The organism is Streptomyces sp. NPDC054849, from assembly GCF_053610945.1.
This window is the reverse complement of the sequence record NZ_JBSGZI010000079.1, coordinates 1-22942: the sequence shown is the minus strand read 5'-3', so window position 1 is coordinate 22942 and position 22942 is coordinate 1. Positions and strand designations below refer to the sequence as shown.

The 22942-nt window shown below is 72.3% G+C and carries 21 protein-coding genes; 11 read left to right on the top strand and 10 right to left on the bottom strand.

All coding sequences use genetic code 11. The features are described from left to right. The first annotated feature begins 43 nt into the window (after positions 1–43). Genes pelF through ACWGIF_RS27685 form a run of 4 tightly spaced genes read left to right on the top strand, consistent with a single transcriptional unit; the run spans position 44 to position 4642 of the window. Complete coding sequence (gene pelF / locus ACWGIF_RS27700; protein WP_453501493.1) at positions 44–1579, top strand: GT4 family glycosyltransferase PelF; 1536 nt, start codon at positions 44–46, stop codon at positions 1577–1579. Beyond that, positions 1576–3120: a hypothetical protein gene (locus ACWGIF_RS27695; RefSeq protein WP_453501491.1), complete on the top strand. Its 1545-nt coding sequence runs from the start codon at positions 1576–1578 to the stop codon at positions 3118–3120. Before pelF ends, ACWGIF_RS27695 begins: the two co-directional genes overlap by 4 nt. Continuing rightward, positions 3117–3815, top strand: a complete 699-nt coding sequence (locus ACWGIF_RS27690; protein WP_453501490.1) for a spherulation-specific family 4 protein — start codon at positions 3117–3119, stop codon at positions 3813–3815. The genes ACWGIF_RS27695 and ACWGIF_RS27690 overlap by 4 nt, the downstream gene beginning before the upstream one ends. After that, positions 3812–4642, top strand: coding sequence for an endo alpha-1,4 polygalactosaminidase (locus tag ACWGIF_RS27685; protein ID WP_453501488.1), 831 nt, complete (start codon positions 3812–3814; stop codon positions 4640–4642). The genes ACWGIF_RS27690 and ACWGIF_RS27685 overlap by 4 nt, the downstream gene beginning before the upstream one ends. A 78-nt stretch (positions 4643–4720) precedes the next feature. On the opposite strand, the gene ACWGIF_RS27680 is transcribed toward ACWGIF_RS27685, so the two are convergent. The 6 genes from ACWGIF_RS27680 to ACWGIF_RS27655 all read right to left on the bottom strand — a co-directional run bounded on the left by ACWGIF_RS27680 (position 4721) and on the right by ACWGIF_RS27655 (position 11826). Continuing rightward, positions 4721–5890 carry a sensor histidine kinase gene (locus tag ACWGIF_RS27680; RefSeq protein ID WP_453501512.1) on the bottom strand — a complete coding sequence of 390 codons (1170 nt, stop codon included), beginning with the start codon at positions 5888–5890 and terminating at the stop codon, positions 4721–4723. Between the two features lie 72 nt (positions 5891–5962). Further along, complete coding sequence (locus tag ACWGIF_RS27675) at positions 5963–6664, bottom strand: hypothetical protein (protein WP_453501486.1); 702 nt, start codon at positions 6662–6664, stop codon at positions 5963–5965. Continuing rightward, positions 6661–8526, bottom strand: a complete 1866-nt coding sequence (locus ACWGIF_RS27670) for a phosphatidylglycerol lysyltransferase domain-containing protein (RefSeq protein WP_453501484.1) — start codon at positions 8524–8526, stop codon at positions 6661–6663. The genes ACWGIF_RS27675 and ACWGIF_RS27670 overlap by 4 nt, the downstream gene beginning before the upstream one ends. 84 nt (positions 8527–8610) lie before the next feature. Then, entirely contained in the window at positions 8611–9675 is a 1065-nt protein-coding gene (gene cobT, locus ACWGIF_RS27665; protein WP_453501482.1) for a nicotinate-nucleotide--dimethylbenzimidazole phosphoribosyltransferase, read from the bottom strand. A 32-nt stretch (positions 9676–9707) separates the two neighbouring features. Then, complete coding sequence (locus ACWGIF_RS27660; protein WP_453501480.1) at positions 9708–10607, bottom strand: DMT family transporter; 900 nt, start codon at positions 10605–10607, stop codon at positions 9708–9710. Positions 10608–10620: 13 nt separating this feature from the next. Continuing rightward, entirely contained in the window at positions 10621–11826 is a 1206-nt protein-coding gene (locus ACWGIF_RS27655) for a bifunctional adenosylcobinamide kinase/adenosylcobinamide-phosphate guanylyltransferase (protein WP_453501478.1), read from the bottom strand. A 104-nt stretch (positions 11827–11930) separates the two neighbouring features. Here ACWGIF_RS27655 and ACWGIF_RS27650 point away from each other — a divergent pair, with 104 nt between their 5' ends. Beyond that, positions 11931–12143: a hypothetical protein gene (locus ACWGIF_RS27650; protein WP_355412687.1), complete on the top strand. Its 213-nt coding sequence runs from the start codon at positions 11931–11933 to the stop codon at positions 12141–12143. 146 nt (positions 12144–12289) lie between these two features. On the opposite strand, the gene ACWGIF_RS27645 is transcribed toward ACWGIF_RS27650, so the two are convergent. Further along, positions 12290–13033 carry a class I SAM-dependent methyltransferase gene (locus ACWGIF_RS27645; RefSeq protein WP_453501510.1) on the bottom strand — a complete coding sequence of 248 codons (744 nt, stop codon included), beginning with the start codon at positions 13031–13033 and terminating at the stop codon, positions 12290–12292. 65 nt (positions 13034–13098) lie between these two features. Beyond that, positions 13099–13698 carry a DUF3043 domain-containing protein gene (locus ACWGIF_RS27640; protein ID WP_453501476.1) on the bottom strand — a complete coding sequence of 200 codons (600 nt, stop codon included), beginning with the start codon at positions 13696–13698 and terminating at the stop codon, positions 13099–13101. 271 nt (positions 13699–13969) lie between these two features. Here ACWGIF_RS27640 and ACWGIF_RS27635 point away from each other — a divergent pair, with 271 nt between their 5' ends. Both ACWGIF_RS27635 and pspAA read left to right on the top strand, forming a co-directional pair. Further along, the gene (locus ACWGIF_RS27635; protein ID WP_453501475.1) at positions 13970–14764 is read left to right on the top strand and encodes a PspA/IM30 family protein; all 795 of its coding nucleotides are present in this window, start codon (positions 13970–13972) and stop codon (positions 14762–14764) included. 13 nt (positions 14765–14777) lie between these two features. Continuing rightward, entirely contained in the window at positions 14778–15056 is a 279-nt protein-coding gene (gene pspAA / locus ACWGIF_RS27630; protein WP_453501473.1) for a PspA-associated protein PspAA, read from the top strand. 95 nt (positions 15057–15151) lie between these two features. Here the strand turns inward: pspAA and ACWGIF_RS27625 are convergent, their stop codons facing one another. Further along, positions 15152–15925 carry a hypothetical protein gene (locus ACWGIF_RS27625; RefSeq protein ID WP_453501472.1) on the bottom strand — a complete coding sequence of 258 codons (774 nt, stop codon included), beginning with the start codon at positions 15923–15925 and terminating at the stop codon, positions 15152–15154. A gap of 70 nt (positions 15926–15995) precedes the next feature. On the opposite strand from ACWGIF_RS27625, the gene cobS reads away from it, so the two are divergent. From cobS to ACWGIF_RS27610, 3 genes are all read left to right on the top strand, one after another. After that, the gene (gene cobS / locus ACWGIF_RS27620; protein WP_453501470.1) at positions 15996–16817 is read left to right on the top strand and encodes an adenosylcobinamide-GDP ribazoletransferase; all 822 of its coding nucleotides are present in this window, start codon (positions 15996–15998) and stop codon (positions 16815–16817) included. Between the two features lie 133 nt (positions 16818–16950). Continuing rightward, positions 16951–17679, top strand: coding sequence for a response regulator (locus tag ACWGIF_RS27615; protein ID WP_453501468.1), 729 nt, complete (start codon positions 16951–16953; stop codon positions 17677–17679). A 137-nt stretch (positions 17680–17816) separates the two neighbouring features. Next, complete coding sequence (locus tag ACWGIF_RS27610; protein ID WP_453501466.1) at positions 17817–20951, top strand: efflux RND transporter permease subunit; 3135 nt, start codon at positions 17817–17819, stop codon at positions 20949–20951. Positions 20952–21067: 116 nt separating this feature from the next. On the opposite strand, the gene nadA is transcribed toward ACWGIF_RS27610, so the two are convergent. After that, positions 21068–22255 carry a quinolinate synthase NadA gene (gene nadA, locus ACWGIF_RS27605; RefSeq protein WP_453501464.1) on the bottom strand — a complete coding sequence of 396 codons (1188 nt, stop codon included), beginning with the start codon at positions 22253–22255 and terminating at the stop codon, positions 21068–21070. A 292-nt stretch (positions 22256–22547) separates the two neighbouring features. Here nadA and erpA point away from each other — a divergent pair, with 292 nt between their 5' ends. After that, on the top strand, positions 22548–22904 hold the full coding sequence (erpA, locus tag ACWGIF_RS27600; protein ID WP_008738845.1) for an iron-sulfur cluster insertion protein ErpA: 357 nt from the start codon (positions 22548–22550) through the stop codon (positions 22902–22904). The last annotated feature ends 38 nt before the right edge of the window (positions 22905–22942 follow it).

Below are 22942 nucleotides of genomic sequence, written 5' to 3'. Positions count from 1 at the left end.
CCACGGGCGCCGGCCCCTTTTCCGTCCTGGGGGGACACACCGTATGAGCCATGGGCGTCACGTCACCATGCTCACCGAAGGCACCTATCCGCACGTTCACGGGGGCGTCAGCACCTGGTGCGACCAACTGGTACGCGGTATGCCGGAGGTCGACTTCAACGTCATAGCCCTCACCGGCTCCGGACGAGAGCCGGTCACCTGGGAACTGCCGCGCAACGTCTATCGGCACACCGCCTTCCCGCTCTGGGGTCCACCCCCGTCAAAGGGCCGTCACGGCCGCCGCCCGGCCCTGCGCGGCAAGGCCCACCGCCGTTTCACCGAGGTCTACGAGAGCTTCCTGCTCTCCCTGCTCGACCCCGCGGGCGATCCCGCCCGCCGCACCTTCTCCGCGGCCCTTCGCGAACTGGCCGTCCTGGCCCGGGCCGGAAAACTCTCCCCCGCCCTGCGCTCCGAATCGGTTCTGCGTCTGCTGGTGACCGTATGGACCCGCCCCGGCCTCACCACCGCCGAGGCCGCGCCCACCGTCCACGACGCGCTCACCGCCACCGACCTGCTGGAACACGCCCTGCGCCCGCTCGGCGTGCGGATTCCGCCCGACAGCGTCGCGCACGCCGTCAGCAGCGGCCTCGCCACCCTCCCCGCCCTCGCCGCCAAGTACCTCGACGGGGTGCCCTTCCTGCTCACCGAGCACGGCATCTACCTGCGCGAGCGTTACCTCGGCTACCGCAGCACCGGCCAGCGCTGGCCCGTCAAGGCGCTCATGCTCGGCTTCTACCGCGAGCTCAACACCGAGGGCTACCGCCAGGCCGACCTGATCACACCGTGCAACCAGTACAACCGCCGCTGGGAGGAGCGCGGAGGCGCCGACTCCGAGCGCATCCGCACCGTCTACAACGGCGTCGACCCGCACGCCTTCCCCGAGGCCGGCCCCGAACCGGAAGTGCCCACCCTCAGCTGGTGCGGCCGCATCGACCCGATCAAGGACCTCGAAACCCTCATCCGGGCCTACGCCTTCATGCGCGAGGAGCTGCCCGCCCTGCGGCTGCGCCTCTTCGGCCCCGTCCCGGCCGGCTGCGAGGAGTACCGGCTCCGGCTGGAGAAGCTCGCCGCCGAACTCGGCGTGAGCGACGGGATCACCTACGAGGGCCGCATCGAGCAGGTGGCCCAGGCCTACGCGGCCGGCTCCGTCGTGATGCTGTCCAGCATCAGCGAGGGCTTCCCGTTCAGCATCATCGAGGCCATGTCCTGTGGCCGCACCACCGTCTCCACCGACGTCGGCGGAGTCCGCGAGGCCGTCGGGGACACCGGGCTGGTCGTCCCGCCGCGCGAGCCCGAGACCATGGCCCGCGCCACCCTCGCCCTGCTCCGCGACGACCGGCGCCGCGCCGAACTGGGCCGGATGTCCCGCAGGCGGGTGGTGGAGAAGTTCACCCTGCACCAGTCCGTCGACGGCTTCCGGCACATCTACCGGGAACTCGCAGGCCAGCCCGTCCTGCCCGTCCACGCGGGCGATCAGTGGACCCAGCGGCTCGCCGACCCCTGGTACCGCGAACTCGCGGCCGACGGGAGCCTGTGGTGAGCGGATCCCTCTGGCTCAAGCCGCCCGGCGCCGCCGCCGACACGCTCCCGGCCATCCCCCGGCCGCGCCGCATGGGCCCCGGCGACCCCGGCCCCGCCGCCGACCCGATGGACGAACTCGCCGGCCGCCTCGACGTGTTCATCGCCGCCGCCGTCCACCCCGACGAGATCGCCGCCATCCTCGAATCCGACGGGATGACGGACGAGTACATCCGCCTCACCTACGGCCGCCACGACTCCTTCGGACTCGCCGAGGAGCTCTACGCCCGCGTGCCCCGCTCCTACCCGGAGCCGGGCGCCGCCCCCGACCCCTGGAAGGTCTCGCTCACCGCCTGCCTGCTGCGCGGGGTGATCTTCGCCCTGCCCGGCCTGGCCTACCTCCTCGGCGCGCCGCTCCTCGACGGCCCGCCCGACCGCCTCGGCCTGCCGGCCGGGACGCTGACCCTGCTCGCCGGGGCGCTCATCGGCTGGGTCTGGGACCAGACCCTGTCCCACCGGGCCTACTCGTGGCTCGGCCTCGGCGACCGGCCCGCCGCCGGGCGGACCCTGCTCGTCGGCGCCCCCGCCGGATCCCTGCTGGGCACCGCGGCCGCGATGGCCGTGCCCGGCGGGCCGCCGTTCTCCTACGCGTTCGCCGCCGGACAGGCCCTCTACGTGGGGGCCGCCACCGTCCTGCTGGTCCTCGGCCGGGAGCGGGTGCTGCTCGCCGCACTCGCCCCGATGGCCGCCGGGGCGCTGCTCGTGCTCTTCGTGGACCTGCCCGTGCGGATCCGGGTGACCCTGCTGGTGGTGTCCCTGCTGGCCGCCTGCACCCTGGCCGTACGGGAACTGCCGCTGGCCGACGGGATGCGGGCCGCCGTGCTGCGGATCCGCGGCTGGGCGGTACGCAGGCCCGGCAAGGGCCCCGTGCGCTGGCAGATGCTGCGCGGCGCCGAGGAGGAATTCGCCTTCCGCGGACCCCGGCTCGGGGACTCGGTGCCCTACGGGGTCTTCGGCCTCGGCACCGGCCTGCTCGTGCTCTACGCGGCCCTCGGGGAGGTGCTCGCCGGCGGCCCCGCCGAGGCGGTCGCCGCCCCCTCGGCGGTGGCCCTCACCCTCAGCATGGGTCCTGCCGAATGGCTGCTCCACCGGTTCCGCAGCGGCAGCCTCTCCGGGCTCCAGGGCGCCCGTTCGCCCCGGGCCTTCAGGCGCCGGATGCTCGTCACGCTGGCCCGGTGCCTCGCCGTCTACCTGGCGGTCCTGCTGGCCCTCGGCGTGACCGGGACCATGCTCTGGCCGGACGCCCCCGACCTCACCGGCGTCCGGATCGCCACCCTGCTGCTGCTCGGGGCCGTGATGTGGACGGGGCTGCTCCTGCAGTCCTTCGGGGCGGTCCGTCCCGCAGCCGTGGTCTGCGCCTGCGCCGCCGTCGCCCAGAGCCTGGCCCTGCTGACCGGACTGGGCCACCCCCGGGAGGTCCAGCTGGTGGTGGCGGGCACGGCCGCCGCCGCCCTGGCCGCCCTGGTCTGCCTGCTCCTCGGCCGTGCGACCGCCCACCGATGATGTACGACACGTACGAGGAGAAGGACCCCATGCTGCTGGTGCCCCTCTACGAGCACCCCGCCGAACGCCCCGAGGCCTGGGAACGGCTCATCCGCGCCGCGGGCCGGCTGCACTCGGTGGTGCTCAACCCCGACAGCGGGCCGGGCGCCGCCCCCGACGAGCGGTTCGCCCTCGTCGCCGAGCGGCTGCGCGAGGCCGGGGTGCCCGTGCTCGGGTACGCCGACACCGACTACGGGAGGCGCCCGCACGCCGCGGTGGTGCAGGACCTGCTGCGCCACCGCGACTGGTACGCCACCGACGGGGCCTTCCTCGACCAGGCCTCCGCCGACCCGGAACTGCTCCCGCACTACGGGCGGCTCGCGGTCGCCGCCCGGGCCGCGGGCGCCCGCACCCTCGTCCTCAACCACGGGGTCCACCCGCATCCCGGCTACGCCGAACTCGCCGACCTGCTCGTCACCTTCGAGGGCCCCTGGGACGTCTACCGGGACGCGGCCGCCGTACCGCCGCCCTGGACCGCGGACCATCCCGCCCAGCGCTTCTGCCACCTCGTGTACGCCGTCCCGCCGGGCGCGCTCGCCGCCCGGCTCGCCGAGGAGCTGGCGGCCGAACGGGGCGCGGGCGTGCACTGCGCGGTACCGGGGAGCGGCGCACACCCGTGGGGGACCCTCCCGTACGCCCTGGAGGCGGCGGGATGAGAAGGCCGCGACGCCTGCGGCTGCTGCTGGCCGTACCGTTCCTGCTGCTCGCCGCCGCCTGTACGGCGACGCCGCAGGACGACGAGGGGGACGGCACCTACCCGTGGCCCGACCAGGCGCCGGGGGAGCGCTGGCAGCCCCCGCCCGGGGTCGGCTGGCAGTGGCAGCTCACCGGCAGGCTCGACACCTCGGTGAAGGCGCCCGTGTACGACGTCGACGGCTTCACCACCACCAGGGAGCAGGTCGCCGAGCTGAAGAAGGCCGGGCGCAAGACCATCTGCTACGTCTCCACCGGCGCCTGGGAGGACTTCCGGCCGGACGCCGACGCGTTCCCGAAGAACCTGCTCGGCAAGGGCAACGGCTGGGAGGGCGAGCGCTGGCTGGACATCCGGCGCCTGACCGAGCTGGAACCGCTGATGGCCAAGCGGTTCGACATGTGCCGGGACAAGGGCTTCGACGCGGTGGAGCCGGACAACATGGACGCCTACCGCAACACCTCCGGCTTCCCGCTCACCGCCGACGACCAGCTGCGCTACAACCGGCTGATCGCGAAGCTCGCCCACGACCGGGGCCTGTCGGTCGGCCTGAAGAACGACCTCGACCAGATCCCGCAGCTCGTCGGCGACTTCGACTTCGCGGTGAACGAGCAGTGCGCGCAGTACGACGAATGCGAGCGGCTGACGCCCTTCATCGCGGCGGGCAAGGCCGTCTTCCACGTGGAGTACGAACTGTCGACGGCCCGCTTCTGCGCCCGCGCGCGCGAGCTGAAACTGAGCTCCTTGCAGAAGAAATACGAACTGGGCCCGTGGCGCCGCACCTGCGGCTAGCCGCGCCGTCTCAGCCTTGGCGAGGCTGGATCGGGCGGAGCCCGAGAGGCTTCGCGCTGCGGAATGCGGGGGCTGCGGCTACGACACCGGCAGGATCGCGTGGACCCGGTAGCCGCCCCCGTACCGCGGCCCTGCGAAGCAGGAGCCGCCCAGGGCCCCGGTGCGTTCGCGCATGCCGAGCAGCCCGTGGCCGCCGCCGGGCTCCGCGTCGGGAGGCTCCGCGCCGCCGCCGTCGTCCAGCACGGTCACCTCCACCGACGGCCCGACCCGGACCACGCTGACCTCGGCCCGGGCCCCCGGGCCCGCGTGCTTGCGTACGTTGGTCAGCGCCTCCTGGATCACCCGGTACGCCGCCAGGTCAACGGCGGCCGGCAACGCCCCCGCCTCGCACTCCAGCTGGACGATCACCTCCACCGGCAGCCCGGCGTGCCGGAAGGTGTCCACCAGTTCGTCCAGCACGCTCAGCCCCGGCGCGGGCTCGGTCGGCGCCTCGGGGTCACCGGACTGCCGCAGCAGCCCGACCGTGGCCCGCAGCTCGTTCAGCGCCGACCGGCTGGCGTCCCGTACGTGGGCCAGGGCCTCCTTCGCCTGGTCCGGGCGCTTGTCCATGACGTGCGCGGCCACTCCCGCCTGCACGTTGACCAGGGCGATGTGGTGGGCCACCACGTCGTGGAGGTCCCGGGCGATCCGCAGCCGCTCCTCGGCGACCCGCCGCCGCGCCTCCTCCTCGCGGGTCCGCTCGGCGCGCTCGGCCCGCTCCCGGATGGCGTCGACGAAGGCCCGCCGGCTGCGCACGGCGTCGCCGGCGGCCGCGGCCATCCCGGTCCAGGCGAAGATCCCGAGGTTCTCCTGCGCGTACCACGGCAGCGGCCCGGCGAGCATGGCCACGCCCGTCAGCCCCGCCATCGTGAGCACGCCGATCCGCCAGGTCGTGGGCCGGTCGGTGCGGGCGGCCACCGTGTACAGGGCGATCACCGTGCACATGGCGACGGGAGCCCGCGGTTCCCCGGTGGTCAGCTCCAGCAGCGAGAGCCCGCAGGTGACGGCGAGCACGGCGCGCGGCTGCCGGCGCCGGAACACCAGGGCGGCCGCGCCGAGGAGCATCAGCAGCAGCGAGAACGGCTCGGGGGTGCGCGTCCCGAAGGTGGGCCCGTGCGGCCCGTGGGGGTCGGCGAAGGAGCCGACGACCATGGCGACGAACGCCCCGAACGCCAGCACGGCGTCGGTGGCGAGCGGATGGGCCCGCATCCACTGCCGGGTGGGGGCGAAGGGCCCGAGGTCTGTCGTCACCCCGATACGGTACGGCCTCTCCCGCCCCGCCTACGGCGGAGGGCGCTGCCCCAGCGGGACGCGTGCCTGCGCCGCACCCCACCGCGCGCGGACCACGCACACCGCCATCACCGCGGCGATGGCCGCCAGGTGCTCCTTGCCCGCGAGGTTGTTCTTGACCAGCACCTCGCCGATCATCACCAGGATCACCAGGGCGCCCGTCAGGTACGCCCGGTAGCGCCAGCAGACGTAGATGGCGAGCCCCACGACCGCCGCCGAGGGCCCGGTGTCGTTGACGATCCGGTCGGACACCGGCAGGCCGAGTGGATGGTCAGGGCCCAGGGCCAGCCCGATGCGCGCGTACGTGGTCCCGGCGAGGGTGGCGACGTAGCCGATCACGAGGGTGCGCCGCCGGCCGATGCAGATCTCCGCGATCCCGAAGACGACCAGGATCTGGGCGAGCGCCCCCCACACCGGCAGGTCCAGGGCCGGGACGAACAGCGACAGGGGGGTGCGCAGCAGGGCCGCCCAGAGCGGGTCGGCGGCTTTGACCGATCCGAGGTTCTGGACCGTCTGGAAGCCCCAGGGGGTGTTCTGCACGATCTGGAAGAGCGAGGTGAGACAGACCGCGCCGATGGTCATCGGGATCGCCCGCCCCTTGTCGCGGACGAGCGCGTCACGGACGGTCCAGAAGATGGGCCCCCACTCACGGCGGGCGAACCGCCGGAGTGAGGAGGCGTTCCGCGCTGTCAACGGCGGGTCTCCAGGTGTCTGCGGTGCAGCCACTTCGGAAGGCCGGGTGCCTCCAGGAAGCCTTCGGCCCGGCCGGCCGCGACACCGATCCGCAGCAGGTCCGAACTCTTCTCGAAGAGCATGAACCGCGGTTCCCAGATCGGCCGGTATTTGGCGTTGGCCCGGTAGAGGGACTCGATCTGCCACCAGCGGGAGAAGAAGCTCAGCAGCGAGCGCCACATCCGCAGCACCGGACCCGCGCCGAGCCTGGAGCCGCGCTCGAAGACGGACCGGAACATCGCGAAGTTCAGCGAGACCTGGGTGACCCCGATCTCCTTGGAGCGTTCCAGGAGTTCGATGACCATGAACTCCATCAGGCCGTTCTCGGAGTCCCGGTCACGGCGCATCAGGTCCAGCGACAGACCCTTGGGACCCCACGGCACGAAGGACAGCAGGGCCCGCAGATCACCGTTGCCGTCGGTGCACTCCAGCATCACGCACTGGCCGTCGGCGGGATCACCCAGCCGGCCCAGCGCCATCGAGAAGCCGCGCTCGGTCGCGCCGTCGCGCCAGTCGTCGGCACGGCGCACCAGCTCCGCCATCTCCTCGGCCGGGATGTCGGCGTGGCGGCGGATGCGGACCGTGTACCCGGCCCGCTTGACGCGGTTGAACGCCTGGCGGACCGTCCGCATGGCGCGGCCCTCCAGGGTGAACTCGGCGGTCTCGACGATCGCCTCGTCACCGAGCTCCAGCGCGTCCAGGCCGTGCCGGGCGTAGATCTGGCCGGCTTCCTCGCTGGCCCCCATCACGGCCGGCACCCAGCCGTGCTCGCGGGCCTCGGCCAGCCACGGGTCGATGGCACCGGGCCAGGCCTCGGGGTCGCCGATCGGGTCGCCGGAGGCCAGCGAGACCCCGCCGACGACGCGGTAGGTGACGGCCGCCTTGCCGGTGGGGGACCAGATGACGGACTTCTCGCGGCGCAGCGCGAAGTAGCCGAGCGAGTCCCGGTCGCCCTGCCGGGCCAGCAGCGCCCGCAGCCGCTCCTCGTCCTCCTCGCTGATCGGATCGACGGCGCGGCGCGAGCGGAAGGCGGCGAACAGCACGGCGAGCAGCAGCAGCATCGACATGACGTTGATGACGACGTCCACCCAGCCGGGGGTGGCGATCGCCGCGTAGGCCCGGTCGTCGGGAGCCAGGGTGATCAGCCGCATCACGCCGTACTTCCAGCGCGCCGGGAAGGAGGACTCGGCGCTGAGCGCAGCGGTGTTGGAGGCGCCGACGAGCAGGGCCGCGACCAGCGAGGTGACCAGCAGGCCGACGGCGGCGACGGCGGTGGCGAGCGCCGGGTTGGAGCGGTCGCCCCTGGCGTAGAACTCGCGGCGCCCCAGCAGCAGGGCGCCGGTGAAGGCCGCGGTCAGGGCCAGGGAGACCCAGTTCTGCGGATGCTCGCGGATCTCCTCGTACGCGAGGAGCGCGTAGGCGAGCAGCAGCGCCAGCATGCCGCTGAGGACGAGGTTGAGGATCCAGGAGGCGCGCTTGCGGCGGCCGAGGGTGACGGCGAGCAGCAGGGTGAAGAGTCCGGAGGCGAAGCCCGCGGTGAGCATGTACGGGGTGTAGAAGTCCTCGATGTTGTGGCGCCGCAGGTCCTGCCCGAGCGAAACCCACACCGCGCTGAGGAAGTTGATGAAGGTGACGGCGCGCAGGTACCAGACCGCGAACGCGGCGCTGCGCCGTGAGCGGGTGCTCCCCCGGCCGTTCTCCCGGCCGCCCCCCGCCGCCCTGCCGGCGGTATCGCCGCCGGTTTCTTTCCTGCCGGATGACGGACCGGTCGCCGGTACGGCGGTGCGGTCGGTCTGTGCGCTGGTCAAGCGGACCTCTCCCATAAAAAGCGATCATATGGGGCGCCGCCGTCCGTGATCGGGCGAGTCGGGGACCACAGCCTGGTCAGGACCGCGGGCCCCGGCGGCTCATTCCGTCGGCTCCGCCGCCGCCCGCTCAGGGAGTTCCGCCGCGAGTGCGGCGGCCGCCTGGACGAGGGGGAGAGCCAGCAATGCCCCGGTACCTTCACCTACTGTGACGCCGTGGTCGAGCACAGGGTTGAGCGCCATTCGGTCAAGTGCCTTGGCCTGTCCCGGTTCACCGCTCGCCTGACCGGCCAGCCACCAGTCCGGTGCCCGGAACGCGGCGCGCTGGGCGACCAGGCCGCAGGCGGCCGAGACGACGCCGTCGAGGATGACCGGCGTACGGCGTACCGCGCACTGGAGCAGGAAACCGGTGATGGCGGCCACGTCCGCGCCACCGACCGCGGCGAGCAGCGCGACCTGGTCGCCCAGCACCGGGCGGGCCCGGCGCAGGGCGTCGCGGATCGCCGCGCACTTGCGCATCCAGGTCAGGTCGTCGACGGGCACTCCACCGCGGCCGGTGACCACCGAGGCGTCGGTGCCGCACAGGGCGGCGACGAGGGTCGCGGCGACGGTGGTCCCGCCGACGCTGAGATCGCCGAGCACGACCAGGTCCGTCCCGGAGTCGGCCTCCTCGTCGGCGATCCGCATCCCGAGCCGCAGCGCAGCCTCGGCCTCCTCGGCCGTCAGCGCGTCCTCCACGTCGATCCGGCCGCTGCCGCGCCGCACCCGGTGGCCGGTCACGTCCTCGGGGAGCAGCTTGGGATCGCAGTCGAGCCCCGCGTCGACGATGCGTATGGTGGCGCCGAACCGGCCGGCCAGGACGGCGACGGGGCTGGCCCCGTCGAGAACGGCCCGCACCAGCTCGTGCCCGGTGGAGGCGGCCCGGGCGGAGACGCCCAGGGAGGCGATCCCGTGGTCGGCTGCGAACAGCACCACGCGCGGGCGCTCGATCGGCTTGACCGGAACCCGCCCCTGCGCGGCGGCGAGCCACTCGCCGAGTTCATCGAGCCGGCCCAGCGCGCCGGGCGGCACGGCGAGGCGCTCACGGCGTTCCTCGGCATCACGCCGGACGCCCCCGTCGGGGCGCTCGATCAGATCGGAGAAGTCGTCGAGATTCAGCGTGCTCATCTGCCAGAGAGTACAGCCGGTGAGGCCCTCCCTCAGGCCTTGGACGGCGGCTTCCGGCCGGGTCTCAGAGCGCCGAGATGGACGCCCGACAGGACGAGCGGAGCGCCCAGCAGCAGGCCGGCCGTCAGCTCCTCGTCGTCGAGCCACGCCGACAGCAGGATCGTGATCACCGGGATGACGACGAAGAGGTAGGACGCCCGCGACGCGCCCCACCGTCGCACCACCACCAGGTAGAGGACGAAGGTCAGCACCGAGCCCACCAGGACCATGTACGCCAGCGCCCACCAGGTCGCCGCCAGCCGCGGCAGCCGCCAGGTGTCACCCGCGGCGAACGAGCCCGCGCACAGCAGCGCCGCCGCGGCCGTCATTCCCACCGCGTTCATCGTCACCGGGTGGACGGGCGGCAGGCGGTGCACGAGAACAGCCGCCTCGGCCAGGGACACGGCGGCGCCCAGGACCGCAAGCAGCGACAGCAGGGGCACATCGGCCTGCAGCGGCGCCCGCGAGGCGAGGGCGACCCCGGCGGCCGCGACGAGCGTGCCCGCCAGGGCGGACGTCCGGAAGCGTTCCTGCCGCTGCGCCACCGCCAGCAGCAGCGCCACCAGCGGGACCAGGGCCAGCACCGTCTGTCCCAGACCGGCGTGGACGCGGACCAGCGCGTAGTAGGCCAGCGCGAAGGTCACCCCGAAGTTGAGCACCCCGTACAACACCGCCCCGGCAAGCGCCCGGCCGCGGGGCAGCGCCAGCCGCATCAGCGCCATGACGGCCAGCAGCACCACCGCGGCGGCGCCGAACCGCACCGCGGCACCCCACAGCGGATCCAGCTCGCGATTGCTGAACCTGACCCCGACCGCGTTGCCGCCGCCCGACAGACAGCAGCAGACGAAGGCGGTGAGACCGACCCGCTCCCCGGTACCGCTCGACCGCTCCACGGGATCACCCCGCCTATTCCTTGAGTACGATCGCCTGCCCCGCGACGACGAGGAGCACGTGCTCGCATTCGCCGGCGACCTTCGCGTTCAGCCGGCCCAGCTCGTCGCGGAAGCGGCGGCCGGAAGCGGTCGCCGGGACGACGCCCGAGCCCACCTCGTTGCTGACCAGCACCAGGGGACGGCGGGTCGCACGCAGGGCCGCCACCAGTTCGGCGGTCCGCTCGCCGAGCTGCTGGCGACCGCCCTTGGCCCAGACGGAGTCGTCCCAGGCCCCGGCCCGGTCCATGGCGTCCGTCAGCCACAGGGCCAGGCAGTCGATCAGCAGCGGCGGCCCGTCGTCGGCCAGCAGCGGGACCAGGTCACACGTCTCCACCGTTCGCCAGCTCCCCGGCCGGCGCTCCCGGTGCAGGCCGACCCGCTGCGCCCATTCCGCGTCCCCGTCGCGGGTGCCGCCGGTGGCCACGTAGATCACCTCGGGGAAGGCTTCCAGCCGACGTTCCGCCTCCACGGACTTGCCCGAGCGGGCCCCGCCGAGCACCAGGGTGCGGCGCGGCAGGTCCGGCACCGGGTGGTACTCCCCGACGACCAGCGTGGTCCCGTCCGGCACCGCCCGCGCACCAGCGGCCGCACACCGGCGGGCGAGCTCCCGGCCGGGCGTGATGTCGTGGTCCAGGTGGACGGCGATCACATCGGTCGCCGGGCCGACGGCGCCGCTCGCCCGCAGCCGCGCCAGCGCCTCGGGGCGGCCCAGCACATCGGCCAGCACCATGTCGTACGGGCGGTGCCCGGCCCGGCGGTCGGCCCCGGCCGGCGCCCCGCCCGGGGGCAGGTACAGCATCCGGACGCCGTCCGGGCCGGTCACCTCGTAGCCGGTGCCCGGCGCGTCCATCGGCACCGCCCGCACCCGGTGTCCGGAGATGACCGCGAGTTCCCGTCCGTCGGGGACCCGCCCCGCGGACGGCAGCCCCGGCGGCAGTTCCACCGCGGGCCCGTCGTGCGGGTGGGTCAGCAGGACCTGGCGCACACCGGTCAGGGAATGCCCGGCCCGGGCTCCGGCCAGCACCGCCCCGGGGGTCAGGTCGAGCAGCAGCGCCCCGTCGACGAGGAGGGCCGTGGCGGCGCGCGACCGGGTGCCGACGGAGAGCGCGCAGGCCGCACAGGGGCAGCCGGGGCGGGGCAGGCCCTCGGGTGTGCCGGTGCCGAGCAGAGTGAGTTCCACAGGATGATCCTCCCGCGTCGCCGAGACTGCTGCGCGCCCGGTTACTCTGCGGGCAGACTCAAGGTGAGAAGCGTGCGAGCAGCGGACGAGCAACGGAGGCGGACATGGCGTGGACGTGGCGGTTCGAGACGGCCGACGGCACCGAGACGAGCCCGTCGGTGGTACCCGAGGAGTTCACCACGCAGGGGGACGCAGAGTCCTGGATCGGTGAGTACTGGAAGGACCTGCTGGAAGGCGGCACCGAGCAGGTGAAACTGTCCGACGACAGCGGCACAGAGCTGTACACGATGAGCCTGCGGGCGGCATTGGACGCCTGAACGGACGCCTGATCTCTGCCGGGGGGCTGGGTCGCCGCAGGGCGATGCCAGCCTCGCCGGCGAGCGGGAGTACCGGGGGATTCGGGAATGTCCGGGGGAGTGTGAGGCGAAGGCCTCCGCAGAACCACGTGGAGCGGGGCACAGCGTCAGCCCCGGACTCCGCACAGGTGCAGCAGCGCGGCGACACCCCGGTACGGATCGGTCCGTCCGGCCCGGTCCTCGGCGGCCAGCAGCCGCTCCAGCTCCTCGTCGGGCGGCAGGACCTCGCCGGCCTCGGTTCCGTCCGTGAAGACGCGGACGCCGTACCAGGACTGCAGCGGCGCACCGATCCCCGACAGCGTGGCCGTCAGCCCGGCCAGCCGGTCGGCGCGCACGTCCAGACCCAGCCGGTTCGTGTAGTCGACGCGGTCGAAGGCAGCCAGCGCGCCCTTCCAGTCGCCGTCGAGTCCGGGCCGCATCGCGAGCGCGTCGCCGTTGCGCACGAGCAGGGACAGCAGCCCGCCCGGGGCCAGCATCCGGGCCAGCCCGGCGAGCATGGCGTCCGGCTCGGGCACATACATCAGCACCCCGTGGCACAGCACCACGTCGAAGCTGCCCGGCAGGAAGTGGGCTCCGGTCTCACGGCCGTCGCCCTCCATGAAGCGGACCCGGTCGCGGATCCCGGCCGGCTCCGCGGCCAGTGCCTCATGGGCGACGGCCAGCATGCCGGGGTCCTGTTCCAGACCCGTCACCTTGTGGCCGGCGCGGGCCAGCCTCAGCGCCTGGGTGCCCTGGCCCATGCCGACGTCGAGGACGCGCAGCCGCTGCCCGACCGGGAAGCGGTGCGCGATCTGCTCGTCGACCTGCCGGCCCACCAGTTCCTGCCGGACGGCGTTTCGCAGTCCGCCCAGGCCTTCGAGCCAGAGCCGGGCTCCTTCGGCGAAGCCCTCCCCCGACGTGCCGGGCGTTGCTCGGCTCAGGGCCGTTCCCCGCGCTTGACCTGCGGCTTCGGCAGGCGAAGGCGGCGCATCTGGAGGGTGCGCATGAGGCCGTACGCGACGGCGCCGCGGCGGGGCTCGTTCGGGAAGCGCTCGTTCAGCGCCTTGCGCAGGCGGAACACCAGGCCGACGGAGTCGAGGAGGATCAGGGCGATCACGCCGAGCCACAGCAGCAGCGCGATGTTCTGGATCGCCGGCTGGCGGACCATGCTGAGCACCAGGATGACCACGGCCAGGGGCAGGAACATCTCGGCGACCGAGAAGCGGGAGTCCACGAAGTCGCGGACGTACCTGCGGACGGGGCCCTTGTCACGGGTGGGCAGGTAACGCTCGTCGCCACTGGCCAGCGCCTCGCGCTGCTTGGCCATCTCTGCACGGCGACGCTCACGGGCGCGCTTGGCATCCTCCTTGCGGTTGCCGGTCGAGGCCACCACGGATTTGCGCTGCGACTGGGCCACAGCACGCTTCGGCGTAGGGCGGCCCTTCGGGGCCTGCGGATCACGGGGCTGCGAGAGGTCGGCGCTCACCTTGTCGGTGGCGGCGGCCTTCTCTTCCTTGGAGGAGCGGCTACCAAACACAAAACCCAAGCCTACGTGGTTGCGGGCACGGGCCCCACCCCGGTGGGGAACGATCCGGCAACGGCGTGCGTCTTCCCCTTGCACGGTGCGTGCGGTGGGCCCGGCCTCCTGGGACCACCTACTCCTTACGCCTGACACGGCGCGGGGGTAGTCGTCCTGGAGGAGGAGCGCATCCGTACTCGAACAGTGCGGTAATGGAGAGAGGGCCCGTACTGTGGGTCCTGTCGGTGACCTGGAACACAGTCCGTCTAGAAGGGGGCGCGCGAAGCCCATGAGCGGTGTCATGAAGCGTATGGGGATGATCTTCCGCGCGAAGGCGAACAAGGCCCTTGACCGGGCCGAGGACCCGCGCGAGACCCTCGACTACTCGTACCAGAAGCAGCTCGAGCTGCTGCAGAAGGTGCGCCGCGGAGTCGCCGACGTCGCGACCTCGCGCAAGCGCCTGGAGCTGCAGCTGAACCAGCTGCAGGGACAGTCCGCCAAGCTGGAGGACCAGGGCCGCAAGGCCCTCGCCCTGGGCCGCGAGGACCTGGCCCGCGAGGCCCTGTCCCGTCGCGCCTCGCTCCAGCAGCAGGTCAGCGACCTGGAGGTGCAGCACCAGACCCTGCAGGGCGAGGAGGAGAAACTGACCCTCGCCGCTCAGCGGCTGCAGGCGAAGGTGGACGCCTTCCGCACGAAGAAGGAGACCATCAAGGCCACCTACACCGCGGCCCAGGCGCAGACCCGGATCGCGGAGTCCTTCTCCGGCATCTCCGAGGAGATGAGCGACGTCGGCCTGGCCATCCAGCGGGCCGAGGACAAGACCGCCCAGCTGCAGGCGCGCGCCGGCGCCATCGACGAGCTGCTGGCCTCCGGCGCGCTCGACGACCGGAGCGGCCTCGGCTCCAAGGACGACATCCAGGCCGAGCTCGACCGCCTGTCGGGCGGTACGGACGTGGAACTGGAGCTGCAGCGCATGAAGGCCGAGCTGGCGGGCGGCCCCTCCGCGCAGCAGCAGGCCATCGAGGGCGGTGGCCAGGGCAACGCCCAGCAGCCGCAGACCCAGCACCGGTTCGACAAGCAGTAGGACGGGGCCCGTCATGATTGTCCGCATCATGGGGGAAGGTCAGGTGGAGCTGGCGGACAGCCACTTCGCCGAGCTCAACACACTGGACGACGAACTGCTCACGGAGATGGAGAGCGGTGACGCGGAGGGCTTCCGGCGCACGCTGGGCGCGCTGCTCGAAGCCGTACGGCGGCTCGGCAAACCGCTGCCCGACGACTCACTGGAGCCGTCCGAGCTGATCCTGCCCGCATCCGACGCGAGCCTCGACGAGGTCAGGGCGATGCTCCGCGACGACGGACTGATCCCGGGCTGATTCCGAGCCCGGACCACCGACATCAGGCGGGCCCTCCCCCTCCACGGGGGAGGGCCCGCCGTCGTTCCTCAGGGCCTGTCTTCAGGGCCTGTTCCTCAGGGCCCGGGCGGCTTCTCCAGGGAGGCGGTGCGTTCCGGGTCGGGGGTCCCGCCGATGAAGTTCTCGAACCTGCGGCGCGGCCCCGCCCAGCGCCGGTCGTGGTGGAACGCGCGCAGTCCGGCCCTGGCGCGGGCGCGCGGACGGTTCGCGTAGAACCTCTTCGCGTACGGGGACCCGGGCCGGGCCAGCCGGATCGCACCGATCAGCGCCACGAAGGGGATGATCACGCCGAAGATGGCGGTGCGCGCCTTGCCCTTCCACAGGGCGATCAGGGCGAGGCAGAAGTTGCCGGCCGCGTTCATGACGACCAGTCCGCGGCTCTGGCGCTCCTCGGGGGTCAGGTCGTTCACCCCGAAGGGCACGAATCCGCCCAGGACCAGCGCCACCACCGCGGCCGTCACGACCACGAGCTCCACGCTCTTGCGGCCCTGCTCGCTCCAGTAGACGTCGTCGAGGTGCAGGATCAGCGCGAACTCGTCCAGGACCAGGCCCGCGCCCAGCCCGAAGATCACGGCCGAGAGCCCCGCGCCGAAGCTGTGCCGGGCGCTGCCGATCGCGCCGAACCCGCCGATGATCACGAGGATCACGCCCGGCACCACGTGGTGGATGTGCAGACCGCCCGGGGTGACGTTCTTGAACGGCCCCCGGCCGGCCCGGATCATCCGGGTGATCACACGGGTGACAAGGAACGACATCACGAACGACAGCAGGGCGAGCAGCAGAGGCAGTTTCCCCGGTTCCATGATGTTCCGATACCACCAGTGACCCATCCCATTGACTCCCTGTTTGGCATGTAATGGGTAATTTACCGCTCGCCCCGAGCAGGTAGCGTTCCCGCCGATGACAGATTCGTTCGACGGCCCGCCCCTGACGCCGCCCGCGGAACGCGCCCCGTTCCTCGACGGCGTCCGCTTCGCCTTCGGCACGCTCACCGTGCTGCCCGCCCGCATCACCCGCTGGGACCGCCCCGCCGCCCGCACGGGAATGGCCTGCGCCCCGCTCGCCGGACTGGTCGTGGGCCTGCTCGCGGCCGTTCCCGGGGTGCTCCTGCTGCTGCTCGGCGGGGGCCCGCTGCTCGCCGCGGCCGTCACCGTCGCCGTACCGGCCGCGCTGACCAGGGGACTGCACCTGGACGGACTCGCAGACACCGCCGACGGCCTCGGCAGCGCCAAACCGGCCGACGCGGCGCTGCGCATCATGAAGCAGTCCGACATCGGCCCCTTCGGTGTCGTGGCCCTGCTGATCGTGATGCTGGTTCAGGTCGCAGCCCTCTCCGAGGTGTACGCCGACGGCTGGGTCCGGGGCGCCCTCGCCGCTGTGGTCGCCGCCGTGACGGCGCGCCTCGCCATGACCCTGGCCTCCCGCGCAGGCGTCCCGCCGGCCCGCCCGGAAGGGCTCGGCGCCGCCGTCGCCGGGGTGGTTCCGCGCGCCGTGGCCGTCGTCGTCGCCGTACTCACCGTCGCCGCGGCGGCGGCCGCCGCCCTCCCGCTGGGCCTCCCGGCCGCGGTCCGGCAGGCGGCGGCGGTCCTGGCCGGCCTGCTCGCCGCCGAACTGCTGCTCCGCCGCTGCGTACGCCGCTTCGACGGGGTCACCGGCGACGTCTTCGGCGCCCTGGCCGAGGTCTCGGCGACCACCGCCCTGGTCGTCCTCGCCCTGGGCTAGGCCGTCTCTTTCGGATCTGGCGGGCCCGGCAAGATCCGAAAGAGACGGCCTAAGCCGCGTCTCCCGGCCTGCCACACCCTGAAAGACGCGTCCCGGGACCGGCCCGTCCGGCGGGTCCGCGTACGCTCACCCCGTGGACGACACGACGACGGACCCGCCCTCCGCCCCGCCGATCCGGGTGCTGCTCGCCGACGACCAGGCACTGCTGCGCAGCGCCTTCAAGGTGCTCGTCGACTCCGAGCCGGACATGGAGGTCGTCGGGGAGGCCTCGGACGGGGCGCAGGCCTTCGCCCTGGCCCGCCAGACGCGCGCCGACGTCGTGCTCATGGACATCCGGATGCCCGGTACGGACGGGCTCGCCGCCACCCGCATGATCAGCGCCGACCCGGAACTCGCCGCCGTGCGCGTGGTGATGCTGACGACCTTCGAGGTCGACGAGTACGTGGTCTCGGCCCTGCGGGCCGGCGCCTCCGGCTTCCTCGGCAAGGGGGCCGAGCCCGAGGAGCTGCTCAACGCCATCCGCGTCGCCGCCGCCGGTGAGGCGCTGCTGTCCCCGGCCGCCACCAAGGGACTCATCGCCACCTTCCTCGCCCAGGGCGGCGGCGCCGACCCGGCCGCCGCCGGAGCTTCGGCCGGCCTGCACGCGCAGCGGCTCGCCGCGCTGACCGTCCGGGAGCGCGAGGTCCTCGTACACGTCGCCGCCGGGCTGTCCAACGACGGGATCGCCGGGCGCCTGGAGGTCAGCCCGCTCACCGTCAAGACCCACGTGAACCGGGCCATGGCCAAGCTCGGCGCGCGCGACCGGGCCCAATTGGTGGTCATCGCCTACGAATCGGGACTTGTCCGCCCGCGCGCGGAGTAGGGGCGGAGTAGGGCGGCGTACTACGGACGCGGTATGCCGCACATAAGGACGGGACCTGCGAGCGACGAAACGCCCCCGGGACATGAGACAGGGTGGGAGTGCCCTTGCGTTCGTCACAGCAGAGAGATCTCATAACCATGTCGTGGCTGTCCCGCTTCAGCCTTGCCCAACGGGCGTTGGTCGGCCTCGTGTCGATCGTCGCGCTCCTCTTCGGCGCCATAGCCATTCCGCAGCTCAAGCAGCAGCTGCTGCCCTCCATCGAACTGCCGATGGTGTCCGTGCTCGCGCCGTACCAGGGCGCCTCGCCCGACGTGGTGGAGAAGCAGGTCGTCGAACCGATCGAGGCCATGCTCAAGGGCGTCGACGGCATCACCGGCATCACCTCCACCGCCAGCGAGGGCAACGCCCTCATCATGGCCACCTTCGACTACGGCGACAGCGGCACCAAGCAGCTCGTCGCCGACGTCCAGCAGGCCGTCAACCGGGCCCGCGTCCGGCTGCCCGCCGAGGTGGACCCGCAGGTGGTGGCCGGTTCCACCGACGACATCCCGACCGTCATCCTGGCCGTGACCTCCGACAAGGACCAGCAGGCGCTGGCCGACCAGCTGGAACGTTCCGTCGTCCCCGTCCTGTCGGACATCGAGGGCGTCGGCCAGGTCAGCGTCGACGGCGTCCAGGACCTCCAGGTCACCGTCACCCCCGACGGCGCCAAGCTCGCGGCCGCCGGCCTCGACGGCGCCGCCCTCGCCCAGGGCCTCCAGGCGGGCGGCGCGACCGTCCCCGCCGGCTCCTTCGACGAGGCGGGCAAGAACCGGACCGTGCGCGTGGGCGCGGGCTTCACCTCCCTCGCACAGGTGGAGGACCTGCGCCTGAGCCCGGGCCCCGGCAAGAACCCGGTGCGCCTCGGCGACGTCGCCGTCGTGAAGCAGGAGGCGGCCAAGGCCGTCTCCATCACCCGCACCAACGGCAAGCCCAGCCTCGCCCTCGTCCTCACCATGGACAAGGACGGCAGCGCCGTCGCCATCTCCGACGCCGTCAAGGACAAGCTGCCCGAGCTGCGTTCCACGCTCGGCGCCGGCGCCGACCTGACCGTCGTCAGCGACCAGGGCCCGGCCGTCGCCAAGTCCATCTCCAGCCTCACCACCGAGGGCCTGCTCGGCCTGCTCTTCGCGGTGATCGTGATCCTGGTCTTCCTGGCCTCGCTGCGCTCGACGCTGGTCACCGCGGTCTCCATCCCGCTGTCCGTCGTCCTCGCGCTGATCGTGCTGTGGACCCGCGACCTGTCGCTCAACATGCTGACCCTGGGCGCGCTCACCATCGCCATCGGCCGTGTGGTCGACGACTCGATCGTGGTCCTGGAGAACATCAAGCGTCACCTCGGCTACGGCGAGGAGCGCGAGGCCGCCATCATCACCGCGGTCAAGGAGGTCGCCGGCGCGGTCACCTCCTCCACCCTCACCACCGTCGCCGTCTTCCTGCCGATCGGCCTCGTCGGCGGCATGATCGGCGAGCTCTTCGGCTCGTTCTCGCTCACCGTCACCGCGGCTCTCCTGGCCTCGCTGCTCGTCTCGCTGACGGTCGTACCGGTGCTCTCGTACTGGTTCCTGAGCGCGCCCAAGGGCGTTGAGCCCGGGGACGCCGAGAGCGCGGCGAAGGCCCGTCGCGAGGCGGAGGAGAAGGAGGCGCGCAGCCGCCTGCAGCGCTTCTACGTCCGTGTGCTCGGCTTCGCCACCCGGCGCCGTCTGACCAGTGTGGCCATCGCGGTGGTCGTGCTCGTCGGCACCCTCGGGATGACCCCGCTGCTGAAGACCAACTTCTTCGACCCGGGCGAGCAGGACGTCCTGACGGTCAAGCAGGAGCTCGCCCCCGGCACCTCGCTGGCCGCCTCCGACGAGGCCAGCCGCAAGATCGAGAAGGTGCTGGGCTCGGTCGACGGCGTCAAGAGCTACCAGGTCACCGTCGGTTCCTCCGGCTTCCTCGCGGCCTTCGGCGGCGGCACGGGCTCCAACCAGGCCTCGTTCCAGGTGTCCTTGAAGGACGCGGGCGACGGCGACGCCGTGAAGAAGAGGATCGAGGACGAGCTGGCCGCGCTCGACGGCATCGGCGAGACCCGGATCTCGACGGGCGACGCCTTCGGCAGCCAGAACCTCAGCGTGGTCGTCAAGGCCGGTGACGGGGAGGTCCTCGCCAAGGCCGCCGAGCAGGTCCGCGCCGAGGTGGCCGAGCTGGACAACGTCACCGACGTGCAGAGCGACCTGTCCCAGTCCGTGCCCCGCATCTCGGTGACCGCCACCCCCAAGGCCGCGGAGGCGGGCCTGAACCAGGCCGCGCTCGGCGCGATCGTCGCCCAGGCCGTACGGGGCAACCCTGCGGGCAAGGCCGTACTGGACGACACCGAGCGGGACATCGTCATCAAGTCCGCGCAGCCGGCCACCACCCTGGCCGAACTGCAGGCGCTGCCGGTCGGTCCGCTCAAGCTCGGCGACATCGCCGAGGTCAAGGAGGTCCCCGGCCCGGTCGCGATGACCCGGATCGACGGCGCCCGCGCGGCGACCGTCACCGCACGGCCGCAGGGCGACAACACGGGCGCGGTCAGCGCCGAGCTCCAGACGAAGCTCAAGGCCCTGGACCTGCCGGAGGGCGCCACGGCCTCCATCGGCGGCGTCTCCGAGGACCAGGACGAGGCGTTCGGCTCCCTCGGTCTGGCCATGCTCGCGGCCATCGCGATCGTCTTCATGCTGCTGGTCGCGACGTTCCGCTCGCTGATCCAGCCGCTGATCCTGCTGGTCTCCATCCCGTTCGCGGCGACCGGCGCACTCGGCCTGCTCATCGTCACGGGCACCCCGATGGGCGTCCCCGCGATGATCGGCATGCTGATGCTCATCGGCATCGTCGTGACCAACGCGATCGTCCTGATCGACCTGGTCAACCAGTACCGCGCCCAGGGCCTGGGTGTCGTCGAAGCGGTCGTCGAGGGCGGCCGGCACCGCCTGCGGCCGATCCTGATGACGGCCCTGGCGACGATCTTCGCGCTGCTCCCGATGGCGCTGGGCGTCACCGGCGAGGGCGGCTTCATCTCGCAGCCGCTCGCCGTCGTGGTGATCGGCGGCCTGGTCAGCTCGACCCTGCTGACGCTGCTGCTGGTGCCGACCCTCTACGCGATGGTGGAGCTCCGCAAGGAACGCCGCCGCGCGAAGCGCTCCGCGAAGCGCGAGGCCCGTCTGACGGTGGTCCCCTCGCAGGACGGGTCCGAGGACGAGGTCAAGGTCTGACCCCCGGCCGGGCGGCGGACGGGGGGCCTCCCCGTCCACCGCCCGGTGGAACGCCGAAGGGACGCCCCCATGGAGGCGTCCCTTCGGCGTTCAGGCCCGATCGGCCACGGCCACGGCTACGGCAGCGCCAGCATCCGCTCCAGTGCGAGCTTCGCGAAGCTCTCCGTCTCCTTGTCGACCTGGATCTGGTTGACGAGGGTGCCCTCGGCCAGGGACTCCAGCGTCCACACGAGGTGCGGGAGGTCGATGCGGTTCATGGTCGAGCAGAAGCAGACCGTCTTGTCGAGGAAGACGACTTCCTTGTCCTCGGCGGCGAATCGGTTCGCCAGGCGGCGGACCAGGTTCAGCTCGGTGCCGATGGCCCACTTGGAGCCGGCCGGGGCCGCCTCCAGCGCCTTGATGATGTACTCCGTCGAGCCGACGTAGTCCGCGGCCGCCACGACCTCGTGCTTGCACTCGGGGTGGACCAGCACGTTCACGCCGGGGATGCGGGCGCGCACGTCGTTGACCGAGTCGACCGAGAACCGGCCGTGGACCGAGCAGTGCCCGCGCCACAGGATCATCTTGGCGTTCCGCAGCTGCTCGGCGGTCAGGCCGCCGTTCGGCTTGTGCGGGTTGTAGAGGACGCAGTCGTCCAGGGACATGCCCATGTCGCGGACGGCGGTGTTGCGGCCCAGGTGCTGGTCCGGGAGGAAGAGCACCTTCTCGCCCTGCTCGAAGGCCCACTCCAGGGCCTTCTTCGCGTTGGACGACGTGCAGATCGTGCCGCCGTGCTTGCCGGTGAAGGCCTTGATGTCGGCGGAGGAGTTCATGTACGAGACGGGCACCGTGGCGCCGGCGACGCCGGCCTCGGTCAGCACGTCCCAGCACTCCGCCACCTGCTCGGCGGTGGCCATGTCGGCCATCGAGCAGCCGGCGGCCAGGTCCGGCAGGACCACCTTCTGGTCGTCCGAGGTCAGGATGTCCGCCGACTCGGCCATGAAGTGCACGCCGCAGAAGACGATGTACTCGGCCTCCGGCTTGGCCGCCGCGTCCTTGGCCAGCTTGAAGGAGTCGCCGGTGACGTCCGCGAACTCGATGACCTCGTCGCGCTGGTAGTGGTGGCCGAGGATGAACACCTTGTCCCCGAGCTTCTCCTTGGCCGCCCGGGCGCGCTCCACGAGGTTCGGGTCCGACGGCGAGGGCAGGTCGCCGGGACACTCCACCCCGCGCTCGCTCTTGGGGTCGGCCTCGCGGCCGAGCAGCAGCAGGGCAAGGGGCGTCGGCTGGACGTCCAAAGGCTGGGCGGTGGTCACGACACGCACCCTTTCTGTTCTGCGACTAGGGACTTCTGGATCATCGCTTCGACTTCTCGTCTACTTGACGTTATCTATCATAACTGCTTCACGTCAGTTTGACGATGCCGATAGCGTCAATGTGACGCATCAGCCCCCGATGAGTCGGGTCCACCCCCGCATGCGGTGTGCGAGCATGGAATATCTGAAACAAGCGTCGGGTCCCGGAATGAATCCGCGGTCCCGCTCGTTGCCACCGACGGCAAGAGTCCGACGTTTCCCCGCTCCGGCGGGGAGCCGCCCACTTCGGGAGTGAATGCAGATGTCCGTACAGGACGACAAGACCACCGTGAGCGACGGCATCCTCCTGTCCGACGCCGCCGCCGAAAAGGTCAGGACCCTGCTGGAGCAGGAAGGCCGCGAGGACCTGGCGCTCCGCGTCGCCGTCCAGCCCGGTGGCTGCTCCGGCCTGCGCTACCAGCTCTTCTTCGACGAGCGCTCCCTCGACGGTGACGTCGTGAAGGACTTCGACGGCGTGAAGGTCGTCACGGACCGGATGAGCTCCCCGTACCTGCACGGCGCCTCGATCGACTTCGTCGACACCATCGAGAAGCAGGGCTTCACGATCGACAACCCCAACGCCACGGGTTCCTGCGCCTGCGGCGACTCGTTCAGCTAAGCCTGGACCGTCTGCACGACGAGGGCCCGCCTCCGGTC

Excerpts from the sequence above, each read along its gene's own strand:
- pelF (WP_453501493.1), top strand. The coding sequence starts at position 44 with ATGAGCCATGGGCGTCACGTCACCATGCTCACCGAAGGCACCTATCCG.
- ACWGIF_RS27690 (WP_453501490.1), top strand. The coding sequence starts at position 3,117 with ATGATGTACGACACGTACGAGGAGAAGGACCCCATGCTGCTGGTGCCC.
- ACWGIF_RS27685 (WP_453501488.1), top strand. The coding sequence starts at position 3,812 with ATGAGAAGGCCGCGACGCCTGCGGCTGCTGCTGGCCGTACCGTTCCTG.
- ACWGIF_RS27680 (WP_453501512.1), bottom strand. The coding sequence starts at position 5,890 with ATGCGGGCCCATCCGCTCGCCACCGACGCCGTGCTGGCGTTCGGGGCG.
- ACWGIF_RS27670 (WP_453501484.1), bottom strand. The coding sequence starts at position 8,526 with ATGGGAGAGGTCCGCTTGACCAGCGCACAGACCGACCGCACCGCCGTA.
- cobT (WP_453501482.1), bottom strand. The coding sequence starts at position 9,675 with ATGAGCACGCTGAATCTCGACGACTTCTCCGATCTGATCGAGCGCCCC.
- ACWGIF_RS27650 (WP_355412687.1), top strand. The coding sequence starts at position 11,931 with ATGGCGTGGACGTGGCGGTTCGAGACGGCCGACGGCACCGAGACGAGC.
- ACWGIF_RS27635 (WP_453501475.1), top strand. The coding sequence starts at position 13,970 with ATGAGCGGTGTCATGAAGCGTATGGGGATGATCTTCCGCGCGAAGGCG.
- pspAA (WP_453501473.1), top strand. The coding sequence starts at position 14,778 with ATGATTGTCCGCATCATGGGGGAAGGTCAGGTGGAGCTGGCGGACAGC.
- ACWGIF_RS27625 (WP_453501472.1), bottom strand. The coding sequence starts at position 15,925 with ATGGGTCACTGGTGGTATCGGAACATCATGGAACCGGGGAAACTGCCT.
- cobS (WP_453501470.1), top strand. The coding sequence starts at position 15,996 with ATGACAGATTCGTTCGACGGCCCGCCCCTGACGCCGCCCGCGGAACGC.
- ACWGIF_RS27610 (WP_453501466.1), top strand. The coding sequence starts at position 17,817 with ATGTCGTGGCTGTCCCGCTTCAGCCTTGCCCAACGGGCGTTGGTCGGC.
- erpA (WP_008738845.1), top strand. The coding sequence starts at position 22,548 with ATGTCCGTACAGGACGACAAGACCACCGTGAGCGACGGCATCCTCCTG.